The sequence below is a fragment of the Lysinibacillus sp. LK3 genome, assembly GCF_001043675.1.
Classification (GTDB): domain Bacteria; phylum Bacillota; class Bacilli; order Bacillales_A; family Planococcaceae; genus Lysinibacillus; species Lysinibacillus capsici.
The window spans coordinates 1-14,614 of the sequence record NZ_LDUJ01000003.1; the positions used below are offsets into that span (position 1 = coordinate 1).

Annotated in this window: 10 protein-coding genes and 1 rRNA gene; 2 read left to right on the plus strand and 9 right to left on the minus strand. The window is 38.1% G+C overall.

Translation table 11 applies throughout. From position 1 onward, the window contains the following. The 9 genes from VK91_RS03080 to hutH all read right to left on the minus strand — a co-directional run. A 16S ribosomal RNA gene (locus VK91_RS03080) occupies positions 1 to 300 on the minus strand; the annotation flags it as partial. Positions 301 to 690: 390 nt separating this feature from the next. Then, on the minus strand, positions 691 to 2,544 hold the full coding sequence (locus VK91_RS03085; RefSeq protein ID WP_048390703.1) for an SLC13 family permease: 1,854 nt from the start codon (positions 2,542 to 2,544) through the stop codon (positions 691 to 693). Between the two features lie 169 nt (positions 2,545 to 2,713). Then, positions 2,714 to 3,328, minus strand: a complete 615-nt coding sequence (nadD, locus tag VK91_RS03090; protein ID WP_048390705.1) for a nicotinate-nucleotide adenylyltransferase — start codon at positions 3,326 to 3,328, stop codon at positions 2,714 to 2,716. Positions 3,329 to 3,353: 25 nt separating this feature from the next. Further along, a complete protein-coding gene (locus VK91_RS03095; RefSeq protein WP_048390708.1) occupies positions 3,354 to 4,811 on the minus strand; it encodes a nicotinate phosphoribosyltransferase in 1,458 nt (485 codons plus the stop codon). A 19-nt stretch (positions 4,812 to 4,830) separates the two neighbouring features. Beyond that, a complete protein-coding gene (locus VK91_RS03100) occupies positions 4,831 to 5,385 on the minus strand; it encodes a cysteine hydrolase family protein (RefSeq protein WP_048390710.1) in 555 nt (184 codons plus the stop codon). A gap of 80 nt (positions 5,386 to 5,465) precedes the next feature. Continuing rightward, complete coding sequence (locus tag VK91_RS03105; protein ID WP_048390712.1) at positions 5,466 to 6,266, minus strand: NUDIX domain-containing protein; 801 nt, start codon at positions 6,264 to 6,266, stop codon at positions 5,466 to 5,468. Positions 6,267 to 6,418: 152 nt separating this feature from the next. Continuing rightward, positions 6,419 to 7,696: an imidazolonepropionase gene (hutI, locus tag VK91_RS03110; protein WP_048390714.1), complete on the minus strand. Its 1,278-nt coding sequence runs from the start codon at positions 7,694 to 7,696 to the stop codon at positions 6,419 to 6,421. Beyond that, positions 7,693 to 9,363, minus strand: coding sequence for a urocanate hydratase (gene hutU / locus VK91_RS03115; protein WP_004233805.1), 1,671 nt, complete (start codon positions 9,361 to 9,363; stop codon positions 7,693 to 7,695). Before hutU ends, hutI begins: the two co-directional genes overlap by 4 nt. Positions 9,364 to 9,529: 166 nt before the next feature. Continuing rightward, positions 9,530 to 11,044, minus strand: a complete 1,515-nt coding sequence (hutH, locus tag VK91_RS03120; RefSeq protein WP_048390715.1) for a histidine ammonia-lyase — start codon at positions 11,042 to 11,044, stop codon at positions 9,530 to 9,532. A 281-nt stretch (positions 11,045 to 11,325) separates the two neighbouring features. Here hutH and VK91_RS03125 point away from each other — a divergent pair, with 281 nt between their 5' ends. Together VK91_RS03125 and VK91_RS03130 are read left to right on the plus strand one after the other, a co-directional pair. Then, entirely contained in the window at positions 11,326 to 12,780 is a 1,455-nt protein-coding gene (locus VK91_RS03125; RefSeq protein WP_048390716.1) for a response regulator transcription factor, read from the plus strand. Between the two features lie 287 nt (positions 12,781 to 13,067). Beyond that, positions 13,068 to 14,573, plus strand: coding sequence for a catalase (locus VK91_RS03130; RefSeq protein WP_048390717.1), 1,506 nt, complete (start codon positions 13,068 to 13,070; stop codon positions 14,571 to 14,573). The last annotated feature ends 41 nt before the right edge of the window (positions 14,574 to 14,614 follow it).

Here is a 14,614-nt window from a genome sequence, read left to right on the forward strand (position 1 = left end):
CGGCTACGCATCGTCGCCTTGGTGAGCCGTTACCTCACCAACTAGCTAATGCGCCGCGGGCCCATCCTATAGCGACAGCCGAAACCGTCTTTCAGTCTTTCACCATGAAGCAAAAGAGATTATTCGGTATTAGCCCCGGTTTCCCGGAGTTATCCCAAACTATAGGGTAGGTTGCCCACGTGTTACTCACCCGTCCGCCGCTAACGTCAAAGGAGCAAGCTCCTTTTCTGTTCGCTCGACTTGCATGTATTAGGCACGCCGCCAGCGTTCGTCCTGAGCCAGGATCAAACTCTCCATAAAAGAAATTTGATTAGCTCAAATTGTTTTGCTGGCATCATGTTTGATGTCCAAAATTGTGTTTCGTTCACTAGCAAAACTAGCTACTTAAAACTTTATTGATTACGTTTTGCTTGTTCAGTTTTCAAGGTTCATGTTTTGCTTTATTTTAGCGTGTCACCCTGGCGACTTGTATAATACTACACCCTTATTTTTAAAAGGTCAACACTTTTTAATAAAAAACTTTATTATTTTTATTACCAAAGTAAAACTTCCTATATTAGTAACTATAAAATCTATTCACAAGCTAGTTCAATATTAGACCATGAACTAGAAAATAATTTTATCATAATTTCCTACAAAAAAATAATAGATCTTTAAAAAAACAAAAAACTCGGTAAAGAAACCGAGTTTTTAAAATGGGAAAAAGAACGGGATGGCTATCATCATCACAATAAACATAACAAGCTGTAACGGAACCCCTATTCTTACGAAATCCATAAATTTATAGCCCCCCGCCGTCATTACCAGTGCATTCGTAGGGGAAGCAATTGGCGTAGCAAATGCCATACTTGCTGCAACTGCGACTGCAATCATAAATGTTGTGGGACTAACCTCCATTGCAATGGCTGCACTCATGGCAATGGGTGCAAACAATACAGCAGTTGCCGTATTGCTAATAAATTGACCGAAAATAGCTGTCAAAATATAAACTCCTATGAGTACACCGTATGGTCCGAAACCACCTAAAGCATTAATAATACCATCAGATAAAATGGTCATGCCCCCTGTTTTTTCTAACGCTGTCGCCATTGGTAACATCGCAGCCACTAACACAATACTTTCAAAATTCATATTGCTATAGGCATCTTCCATGTTTCTCAAGCAGCCTGTTAAAATCATAAGTACAGCGCCAATCATCACAGAAATGACAGCAGGGAAAACTTCAAATGCCATCAAAATAATCATGAATAACATAATAATCCCCGCAATTCCAGCTTTGCCTGTAGCTGCTGCCACACTTGCGTGTTCTTTCGGCTGTCCTACAACCACGACATCTTGCGTTTCTCTTGCTAACAAAAGAATTTCATCCCATGCTCCCTGTACTAATATTGCGTCTCCAAATTTTAATTTGTGAGACACCATATCCTGAAGCTTGTAACCACCCTTACGATTAATACCAATGATATTTAGATTGTATTTTTCCCGGAACCCAAGGGAACTAACCGTTTCATTGATAAAGCTCGAATTTGGGGTAAGCAATACCTCTGCAATACCCAGATGCTTCGATACCAATTCATCGGCTTCTCCTTCAACTAATCCTTGCATCTCAAGATGATAATCCTCAACAAAACGCCGAATATCCTCTATTTCTCCTTGAACATATAACTCATCCTTGGCATGAATGACACTAGTTGGTCCTGCCATTTCTTGATAAGTCATCGGTAGTAAATTAATGCCCTCCTGTGATTTCCGATGAATTTTCATCATACAAAGCATATACTTAGCTGGTAGTTTTAATTCCGCTAACGATGTTTCAATAATAGGTGACTCCTCAGGAACGGAGATTTTAAATAGACGATTATTTAAATCATATTGTTTAATAATTTTTTTCGGCGAAAGTTTATAGCCTTCATTGGTCTGTGTACGGTTTTGATCCTTTGGTAATAAAATATTTCTTACAAGTACTAAATAGGAAATGCCAGCAATCATCCCCACGATACCAATAGGAGTTACTTCAAAAAAGCCAAGTTTGTTATAGCCTCGATCAACCAATAACTGACTGACAATTAAATTGGTTGGGGACGCAATCAGTGTCATCAGACCAGAAAGACTTGCTACATAGGAGAGTGGTAGTAGAAATTTAGAAGGGCTGACTTTCATGCTTATTGCTATACTTACAACGATTGGCATCATTAAGGCGACAGTACCCGTATTACTCATAAATGCACCAACCGATCCTACAATAATAAGCAGTAGCACAAATAACTTCAGCTCACTATTGCCTGACCATTTTAGTAATAGTTGCCCCGCCATGCCTGCCAGGCCCGTACGTAAAATCCCTGCACCCACGACAAATAACCCTGCAATCATTAAAACTACAGAGTTTGAAAAACCAGCTAATGCCTCCGCGGGCGTCAAAATATCCATAATGACAAATGCTAATAGTGACACAATTGCTACAAGATCTGCTCGTATTTTATTGGTCACAAATGCGAAAATTGTTGCTCCTAAAATAAGAAATGTTAATGTAAGCTGCACATTCATGAATTCCTTTCTAACATTAATCATTATTAAAAATTGACAGCAAAAAATTGTACTTCATTACTATTTTTATTATAGCTTACCCTGAGCTCTATATGATAAAATTCACCATCTTTTCAAAATTAAAATAAGTGTGGTAGTCATCCACACTTATAATGATAGCTTCACTATTTTATTTTTGGTAAAGATGATGTTCTTTAATATAGTTGTAACAAGCAGTAGGCAAGAGGTATCTCGGTTCTCCTCCCATTGCGAATTCTTCTCGAATATAGGTAGAGCTAATTTCCATCGCTAGCCCTTTATCTATAAGATGAAATCTTCCATCATCATTATTTCTTAAAATCGGAGAACGACTAATGGTTGATAGCATATCAATGCCATGTCGTGCCATTACAATAAATTTATTCTCCGCTACTAATGCGTCGCCCTTTTTCCATAAACCTGCACCAATATCCACTAGTAAATCAGCACCCATAATAAAATGCACCTCATCCTCTGGGTTCTTCTCTCTAAAGTATTTCATAGTGTCATATGTGTAGATATTCCAGCCTTCTTGATCCATCTCATAGGAATCTGCGATAAAACGATCATCCTTAGCAATAGCTAACTGAAGCATATTCCAACGATGTGTATCAGCTGTTTTGATGGTTTTATCTTTGCGTTTATTTGAACAAGGCAAAAAAATAACCTTATCTAACTTACACCGATGTGCTACAGTGCTTGCTGTCCAAAGATGGACATTGGTAATGGGATCAAATGATGAACCATAAATACCTATTCTCGCCATCGTATCTACCTCCTAGCAGTTACTTTTAAATACGTTGTGAAACCTTTTCTTTTATTGCCTGTATGCTTGCCATTTTATTGTCCCAACATACTTGACTTAAATCGACTGGATATTCTTCAGGATTCATTGTTCGTTTATACTCACACCACAATAAATGTAAGTTTTCCTGTACATATTTTTGTATTTCTTGAATAGTTGGCTCCTCATAAACAATATTTCCATTTTCTATAATACTTTCATGTAACTCTTTCGCCGTAAAATTTGTAACAAATTTACTAATATACGTATGAATAGGGTGGAACATTTTCAATCTTTCTTCTTGCTGTATGTTTTCATTATCTAACGCAATATAATCTCCTTCAGCATGACCATTCTCCGCATTAATAATACGGTAAACACGTTTACGTCCAGGTGTAGTCACTTTCTCAGGATTTGCTGAAATTTTAATGGTATCAACTAGTTCTCCACTTTCGTTTTCTATCGAAACTAATTTGTATACTCCTCCAAGAGCTGCTTGATCATAGGCTGTAATCAGCTTAGTTCCGATACCCCAAGCATCAATTTGCGCCCCTTGTGACTTTAAATGCATAATTGTATATTCATCCAAATCATTCGAAGCCATAATTTTAGTTGCAGTAAATCCTGCATCATCTAGCATTTTCCTTGCCTGTTTTGAGAGATAGGCTAAATCTCCACTGTCTAAACGGATACCAATAAAATTAATTTGATTCCCTAGCTCCTTCGCTACGCGGATAGCATTAGGAACACCAGAACGTAGTGTGTCATAAGTATCTACTAGGAAAACACAGTCTTTATGGGCTGCTGCGTATTTTTTAAACGCAGTATATTCATCTCGATAGGTTTGAATCATCGCATGGGCATGTGTTCCTGACACAGGAATACCAAATAATTTTCCTGCTCTTACATTGCTTGTTGCAGAGAATCCACCTATATAAGCAGCACGAGTTCCCCAAATAGCAGCATCAAATTCATGTGCGCGGCGGGTTCCAAATTCCATTACAACATCCTCACCCGTCACTTGTTTGATACGTGAAGCTTTTGTCGCAATCAGGGTTTGGTAATTAACGATATTTAACAACGGCGTTTCAATTAATTGAGCCTCTGCTAATGGTGCTTCAATTCGCAGGATAGGCTCGTTTGCAAAGACCAATTCTCCCTCTCTCATCCCCTTAATTGTCCCTGTAAATTTAAGTTCTTTTAGGTATTCAAGAAATTCCTCGGGATACTTCCCCTCTTCTCGTAAATATTGAATATCGCTTTGAGAGAAACCAAAGTTATTAATAAACTCAATCACTTTTTTCAATCCAGCGAAAACTCCATAGCCATTGCCAAATGGAAGCTTTCTAAAATATAGTTCGAAAACAGCTTTACGTTGATGAACACCATCTTGCCAATAAGTTTGAACCATATTAATTTGGTATAGGTCCGTGTGTAACATGAAACTATCATCTACATATTTCATATTTTCCCCTCCATTCATGTCAAATAATAGTCGCACCTAGAGTATGCTCGAAATGATTTAACGCCCACTCATGTCCAGCTTGATTAAAAGAGGCGACAGCATTTTTATGAATGACGATATCGAACCCTTTATTATAAGCATCTACTGCTGTATGAAGAACACAAATATCTGTACAAACGCCGATTAAATGCAGCTCAGCAATTCCTCTTTCACGCAATTTCAATTCTAAATCTGTTCCTGCAAAAGCAGAATAACGCGTTTTATCAATGTAATAGACGAAATCTTGGTCTTTATTTTCTTCATATAATGAGTTTAATGCACCATATAACTCTCTACCTTCTGTATGACGAATATTATGAGGTGGAAATAGCTTTGTTTCTGGATGATAAATATCTCCCTTTTCATGAAGATCTATCGCAAATACTGTAAAATCCCCCCTCTTAATAAACTCCTTTGTTAAATCAACATTTGCACGTTCGAGCAATTGCCCAGGCTCTCCGCAAGTAAGAGCCCCATCCGTCGCTACGAAATCCACTGTATAATCAATATTAATTAATGCACGCTTTTTCATCATTTCATCACTCCAGTTTTTAATTAGTAATACTTAAATTACAAATTACTTTCTTTAAAATAATCAGGAAAGACGGATCTTTCCTAATGATAGATAGACTCTACCATTTCGAAATCATTAAATGTATAGAGCTGGGAAGGCCGGAACGAATTTCTTTTTGTTTTCTTTGGTTTTCCTTCTTCATCCAATGCTTTTTCGATAAATGGTAATTTAGGTGCTTTTGTAAAGAATACGGAATCGTTAGAGATTCGTGGATCTTCTCCAACTGTTAGAAGTACTCGTTGCAATTCTGATAATGTAAACTCTTGTGGTAAAAAGTTTTTAGCAACAGTTGTCTGAATCATATCCCTTTTAATAAAATGCAACGCATCGGAAATGATTTTTCGGTGATCGAAAGCTAATGGAAGCGTAAATACACTTTCTATATCAAACAGTTCTACATCGTCTGCATCATCATTCGCTTGACGTTGCTCAATATATGTCTCAGGAACAATGGCATAAAATGCATTTGAAATCATCCAACCACGTGGATCTCGATCGATCTCATCATAAACACCAAAATGTTGAACATGTAAACCTTCTACATTTGTTTCTTCTTTTAATTCTCTCTTTGCTGCGATAAAGGCAGTTTCTTTTTGATTTGCATCTACAAAGCCCCCAGGAAGTGCCCATTTTCCTCCTTCAATATTGGGATTTCCTTCAGCATCCCTAGTAGCACGCTTAATTAACATAATCTTTAGCGTCATGTTTGGCGGTGCTTTTTCCTCTGTTTTCTCTGAGGTAATTGTAAAAATAGCAATATCTGCGGTATATCCATCGGGTGTTTGATATTTTGAAGAATCATAATGTGCAAGCACTTCTTCTTCGGTACGAAATTTTGTCATTGTATAACCCCTTCTATAATTACAAGGTTCAGGTAATTTGTAATTCGTTAATTACTATTTATTAGAATTATAATCTTTCATCAAAGCATTTGCAACTAATTTATAAAAAAAGCATAAATAAAGCTACTCCGCCTTATTTATGCCCATTATTATTATTGATCTTTCAGCAGAATTCCGTTTTGTACAACAACTTGCCCATTTTTGATTACTGTATGTGTATGATTCATGCCGTAGAAATATTGCAGTTGCTTGTAATTAGCAACATCAAGGATAAGTACGTCAGCTTTTTTATGTGCTTCAAGGGAACCAATTTGCTCGCCTCGATTTAGGGCATATGCTGCATTAATTGTTGTTGCCGTTAATACTTCCTCCAATGTCATACCCATATGCATGCAAGCTAAATTCATAATGAAGGGTAGGCTCATTGTTGGGGATGACCCAGGGTTAAAGTCTGTTGATATCGCCACAGGCACTCCCTCGTCAATCATTAGACGCCCTCTTGCAAAAGGTGCACGTAAAAAGAATGCAGTACCTGGCAGCAATACAGCAATTGTACCCGCTTCAGCCATTTTTCGAATTCCCTTATCAGAAGCAACTAACAAATGCTCCGCAGAAATGGCCTCTACTTCCGCAGCCAGCTCGGCGCCTTGATAAGGTTCGATTTCATCCGCATGTATTTTTGGGGTTAAGCCTAGTGCTTTTCCAGCCTCTAAAATGCGTCGGGATTGTTCGGGTGTAAAGACGCCTTTTTCACAAAATACATCATTAAATTCAGCCAACTCTAGTTCTGCTACTTTTGGCAGCATCTCATGGACCACCACATCCACAAATTCATCCTCACGCCCCTTATAATCACGAGGAACTGCATGGGCTCCCATAAACGTGCTAATGACATCAATGTGATGTGCAGCTTGTAATTCTTTTGCGACCTCTAGCTGTTTCTTTTCCGTTTCCCAGTCCAAGCCATACCCTGATTTTGCTTCAACTGTTGTTACGCCATGCTTTAAAAATACATCTAAATGCTGCATCGTTTTTTCATATAATTCATCAAAGCTTGTTTCTCGTGTATGCTTTGTTGTAGCATGAATGCCACCGCCTGCATTCATGATTTCCATATAGGTAGAACCATTTAATCTCATATTAAACTCTTGCTCGCGTGTTCCACCATGCACTAAATGTGTATGACAATCCACTAAGCCAGGCATAACAATCTTACCAGTAGCATCAATCGTTTCTGCCTTCTTTATTAATTCTGGGAAGTCAGCTTCTAATTGCTCATACGCTCCTACTGCTACAATACGCTCTTCTTCAATTAGAACACTGCCATATTCTATTACTGCAATTTCCTGCATTTGTTCTTTTGTACGTGGTCCTTGTACATTACTTTTCAAGGTAATTACTTCATTTGCATTTTTTATTAGAATGGTCACTTCACATCACCCTTTAACATTGGTATATGGACACCTTTGTTTTTTGCTGTATTGATAGCAATATCGTAGCCTGCATCAGCATGACGAGCAACGCCCATTCCAGGGTCTGAAACCAATACACGTGCAATTTTTTCAGCGGCAAGCTCTGATCCATCTGCTACTAAGACTTGACCTGCATGCTGTGAATAACCCATTCCTACACCACCACCATGGTGTACGCTTACCCAGCTTGCACCACTCGCAGTATTAACAAGAGCATTTAAAATTGGCCAATCCGATACCGCATCCGAACCATCTAGCATTCCTTCTGTTTCACGATTTGGTGATGCTACAGAACCTGAATCTAAGTGATCGCGACCAAAGACAATTGGTGCTGATAATTCACCATTTGCAACCATTTCATTGACCTTTAATGCAAAACGATGACGATCACCATAACCCAACCAGCAAATGCGTGCAGGTAGCCCTTGCCATTTCACCATTTTTTGTGCCATATCAATCCAATTGACTAGACCCTCATCTTCAGCAAACATCTCTTTTGCCAGTGCATCTGTTTTATATATATCCTCAGGGTTTCCTGAAAGCGCCGCCCAACGGAATGGGCCCTTTCCTTCACAGAATAACGGACGAATATACGCTGGTACAAAGCCTGGGAAATCAAAGGCATTTGTCACACCCATTTCTTTGGCATAGGCACGAATGTTATTCCCATAATCAAATACTTCTGCGCCTGCCTCTTGGAACTCTAGCATTGTACGAACATGCTCTGCCATTGTTTCTTTTGCTTTACGCTCATATGTTTTTACATCCTCTTTGCGAAGTTTTAGCGCTTCTTCAAAGGTCATGCCATTAGGTACATAACCATTAATCGGATCATGTGCAGATGTTTGGTCTGTCACAAAATCTGGAATAATTCCACGATTCAACAACTCACGATTAACATCAGCACAGTTACCAACAAGGCCAATGGATGCTGGCTCATTTTGGTCACGTAATTTATTAACTAATGCAATTGCTTCATCTACAGTTTCTACAATATAATCACAGTAACCTTCTTTGATTTTACGTTCAATGCGAGCACGTTCAACTTCAACAACTAAGATTACAGCCCCAGCCATTTTCCCTGCTAATGGCTGTGCACCACTCATACCGCCCATACCACCTGTAAGGATGAATTTACCACGTAAATCAGCAGTGCCAAATACCTTTTTGCCTGCTTCTACAAAGGACAGATAAGTTCCTTGTAAAATTCCTTGAGCACCAATATAAATCCAACTCCCAGCAGTCATTTGGCCATACATCATTAAGTCTCTTTCTTCTAATTCATAAAAGTGATCCCAATTTGCCCATGCTGGTACAAGGTTTGAGTTGGCAATCAACACTCGAGGGGAATGCTCATGTGTACGGAATACAGCTACGGGCTTTCCAGATTGGATTAATAGAGTCTCATCATTCTCTAATTCTTTCAAAGATGCAATGATTTGTTCATAGCTTTCCCAGTTACGAGCAGCCTTACCAATACCCCCATAAACTATCAGTTCATCTGGATTCTCTGCTACCTCTGGGTCAAGATTGTTCATTAACATACGCATTGCTGCTTCCTGTGTCCATCCCTTACATGTTAGTTCATTTCCACGTGGTGCACGAATATCTGTCTTAAATACCATTAAAAACACGCTCCTTTTCCTATTAAAAAAATGTGAATGTTGCTGTCTAAAGCTATTAATAACTGAATATTCAGACTTAAATACATATAAATATTTTCAAAGCAGAGGCTACTCGGTGTATAACCGAGCGACGCCTTTGCTCTTTCATATCAAAATTTAAACTAATTTACACATACTCATTTACTAAATCATTACTTGATAGTAAATATTTCGCCAATGCTTCAATTTCATCGCCAATTGGTTGATCGGCTAATAATGGTGGGCAAAATTCTCGCACTTTCTTTAAGAATTTACTTGTAGTAGGAGATAATTGCTCTTCTGCCTTGTCTAAATGAATAGCCTGTGATGCACAAATCAATTCGATAGCTATAACGCGAGCAGCGTTGTGAACAATCTGACGTACTTGACGTGCCGAAGTTGTTCCCATACTTACATGATCCTCTTGGTTACCTGATGTAGGAATAGAATCCACACTCGAAGGATGTGCTAAAACTTTATTTTCTGAGACAATAGAGGCTGCTGTATATTGAGCAATCATAAGCCCACATTCAATCCCAGGGTTTGTTGCTAGAAACGGTGGCAGCCCTTCATTAAGTTGAGGGTTTACCATACGTTCTGTACGTCGTTCTGAAATATTGGCCCACTCACATACACCTATTTTCAAAAAGTCCATTGCCAAGGCTATTGGCTGTCCATGGAAATGCCCACCCGATAAAACCTCCCCGCTTTCTAAAACGATTGGATTATCAGTTGTTGCATTCATTTCAGTTTGAACACGGTCCTGTGCGTAGAAAAATGACTGCCAAGAAGCACCATGTACTTGCGGTATACAACGTAGTGAATAAGCATCCTGCATGCGAATTTCACCCTGCTTTGTCACACGTTTACTGCCATCGAGCCACTTACGAATACGCCCGCCCACTAGTTCTAACTCTGGATGTGGTCTTACTGCTAAAAGTGCTGGATCAAATGCCGAGGTAATGCCCTTTAAAGCTTCCAGTGTTAAGCTAGCAGCCATATCCGCTGCAAGACCGATTCGTTCAGCTTCATTGACCGTTAATACACCTATACCCGTCATAGCTTGTGTACCGTTAACTAATGCTAGCCCCTCTTTAGCTTGAAGTCTAACAGGGGTTAATCCTGCTTGCTTTAGCGCGTCACTACCACTCATGATTTCTCCGTTAAACTCAGCCTTTCCTTCTCCCACTAACACTAATGCCAAATGTGATAAAGGCGCTAAATCACCACTTGCTCCTACTGAACCTTGTGACGGAACAATTGGATGAACACCTTTATTAATAAGATTCAACAATAGTTGGACAGTTTCCTCACGAATGCCAGAAAATCCTCTGGCCAAAGCATTGGCACGTAACACCATCATTGCACGTACAACATCTGTTGGGAATGGTTCACCAACACCGGTTGCATCTGATCGTAATAAATTTAGCTGCAATAGCTCAATGTCTTCTTCTTCAATTTTTATATTGCTGAGTTTACCAAACCCTGTATTCACACCATAAATTGTTTGGCCTTCAGCTAAACGCTTTTCGATACGCTCTCTACTTAAACGAATACGTTCCAAACTCTCTGTAGCAAGCGCAACTGTTGCTTGCCCCTTCACGATTTCCTCTATTTGTTGTCTTGATAATGTATTGCCATCAAGCTCGATGATTGACTTCACATGACATCCCCCTATTCCCTATATGGCTATGTAAATAAATTATCTTCATTCATATTTTCGTAATATGAAAACATCAGTCTCAAACTTTTTAAGCGTTTTCATAACAAAAGTTGGCTTCTGCTGATGATCAATTACTCTATTTACATTGTACTAACTACCTTTTTCAGAATATAGAGAATTTTAATAGAGAAAACAAGACTTTTTTCAGATTACTATGTTATTTTTATTAATATAACCGTACTTTTATATGAAACTAGAATATTTTAAGAAGGGCTGATGGTATGAAGCTGTTATTAATTGATCGCGATCCAACCGACCTAGCAGGAATAAAGTGGTTTTTACATACATATTTCCCTGGAGATGTTTTTATTGAAATGTGTACAAGTATTTCAGAGGTGTCTCATAGCATTAGACAATTTGAACCTGATGCCATACTGTTAAATATCGATATATTTCCTAATAATCGCCTAGCAGCTCTTTATCGCGATATACAAAAGCTTTCTGGTGCCATTTTAGCAATGACAACTGAGCCATTATTTAAAAATGCTTTGAAGGCAATTGATTTACAAGTGGCTCATCTTTTTGTGAAGCCTATTGATTTAGAGCTATTAAAGAAAAAACTCACAACCATTTCTCTTCGCACACCACAGATTACAGAAGATGCTCAAGAGACTACAAACGATTCCTTTTATAATCAATTATTTTTAGATAATAAATCAAGTTCAATTGAGACAACATTACATTTCACAATGATTGAACCCGAGCATACTGAAACCTTCAATAAGCTTTACAATTGGCTTCAACAAACACCGATTCACTTTCATATGAAAACCTACCCTCTATCTAATAGAATCGTATGTCTTTTTCAAACAAATGATATAAGGATTGTGGAAAAAGATGTACGTACACTTATGAAGGAATGGCGTTTGATTAGTAATAGTTCTTTAAATATCGGCATATATGATGGAACACCTACAACCATTAAAACTATGTATACATTAACAAAGCGTGCACTACATCAAAGTTTTTATGAGGGCTTTGGCCATATTTTTTATGCGAGCAAACAATATGAAACTCAGCCCTTTGATCCCTTACTGACACCAGAAGAGCAACAATTACTAATAAGTAGTTTGGAAGATGGAAACCTAGAGGCCGTTAAAACATTTTTATATCGGCTTTCTAATGAAGGCATATATTATGAGCAAGACGATTTACGCATTCATTTGACGAGTGTCTTAGCACAAATTAGACGCTTTATGCTGAAATATAAATTACATGAAAAAGCGGTTATCGAACAACACTACCGTCAGCTATTTCATTTAATCATTGAGCATCCTATATTTTATACGATACTCAATGGGATTATTTCTTTCACGCAGACATTAATTGAGTTAGCAAGGGAAGCTCGAATAGAGAAACGAGCTGATTATGTTGAACTAGCTATAGAAATAATTGATCAACAATTTAAAGATAGCGCACTGTCTCTTCCCTTTGTCGCTCATAAGCTTGGAATAAGCCCCAATTATTTAAGTACAATTTTCTCAAGAAAACAAGGCTTGCCATTTAAGCGCTATTTACAGCAAGTAAGAATTCATCATGCCACAAAAATGCTGCGAGAAACAGATTTTGCTATTAGCGAAATCGCTCATTTAAACGGTTTTGATGATCCAAATTATTTCATAAAATTATTTAAGCAACAAATTGGTATTACGCCTAACCGATATAGAAAAAATTAAAAGATTAATTTTCAATTAGTTGATTTTATTTTCAATAAAGATTTTATCATGATGTCATTATCTTGATCTTAATATGACAATTATCTATAAAATTGAGATTAAATAAAATAAATTTAAGTTAAAAACTATGTATAAACCCTATGTCTAGCGCATATATTTATAGTTTATACTTAAATACAAAAATTCTTTAACGATAATTATTATAATGTACTAGCAATTCTATTTTGTATTTGTTATAGTTATAGACGAAGAGTTTGACTCACATTTTTTTCAGGAGGTAAACTAATATGACAAACGCAAATGATCGTAGCCGTCGCTTTACAACAGCAGGTGGTGCTCCAGTAGTAAGTAACCATGACTCTATGTCAGCAGGTCCACGTGGCCCTCTTTTACTTCAGGATGTATGGTTAGTTGAAAAACTAGCAAATTTCAACCGTGAAGTGATTCCAGAACGTCGTATGCACGCAAAGGGCTCAGGTGCATTTGGTACTTTTACTGTAACGCATGATATTTCACAATATACTAAAGCGAAAATCTTCTCAGAGATCGGCAAGAAAACTGAAATGTTCGCACGTTTCTCTACAGTAGCGGGTGAGCGTGGTGCAGCAGATGCAGAGCGAGATATTCGTGGCTTCGCCCTTAAATTCTATACAGAAGATGGAAACTGGGATTTAGTAGGGAACAATACACCTGTATTCTTCTTCCGTGACCCGTTACACTTTACAGATTTAAACCATGTGGTAAAACGGGACCCACGTACAAATATGAAAAATGCCAACTCTAACTGGGATTTCTGGACTTCATTACCTGAAGCACTTCACCAAGTGACAATTGTTATGTCTGACCGTGGTATTCCAGCTGGTTACCGTAATATGCACGGATTTGGTTCTCATACGTATAGCTTTATCAATGCTAATAATGAACGTGTTTGGGTTAAATTCCACTTCCGTACAGAGCAAGGCATTAAGAACTTAACTGGTGCCGAGGCTAATGAGATTATTGGTCAAGACCGCGAATCTTCACAACGTGATTTATATGAAGCAATTGAAAAAGGCGATTTCCCTAAATGGAAAATGTACATTCAGGTAATGACAGAGGAACAAGCTCGTGAGCTACCATACAACCCATTTGATTTAACAAAGGTATGGTATAAAAAAGACTTCCCATTAATTCCTGTAGGTGAATTCGAGTTAAACAAAAATCCAGACAACTACTTTGCAGAAGTTGAACAAGCTGCATTCGCACCATCTAACATTGTTCCTGGCATCAGCTTCTCACCAGATAAAATGTTACAAGGTCGTATCTTTGCATATGCGGATGCCCAACGCTATCGTCTTGGTGTAAACCACTATATGCTTCCTGTCAACGCACCAAAATGTCCATTCCGTACTTTCCACCGAGATGGAGCAATGCGCTTTGATGGCAATCTTGGTTCGACATTAAGCTATGAACCAAATAGCTATGGTGAGTGGGAGCATAATTTAGACCATAAAGAGCCTGAATTACGTATTGATGGTCATGCAGGTATTCATGATTTCCGTGAAGACGATAATAATTACTTTGAACAACCAGGTAAACTATTCCGTCTATTGACTTCGGAAGAGCAGCAACGCTTATTTGAAAATACCGCGAACGATATGGCTTCTGTTGAAGAATTCATCAAACGCCGTCACATCCTTCACTGCTATCTAGCTGACCCAGCATATGGTGAAGGTGTCGCTAAAGCGATGGGTCTTTCCTTAGAAGGTATGGACCTTACAAATCCATATGTAAAACAACCAACAAACGTTTAATATTCCACTTTATTATTGATATCCAAATCCAACTTTTACTC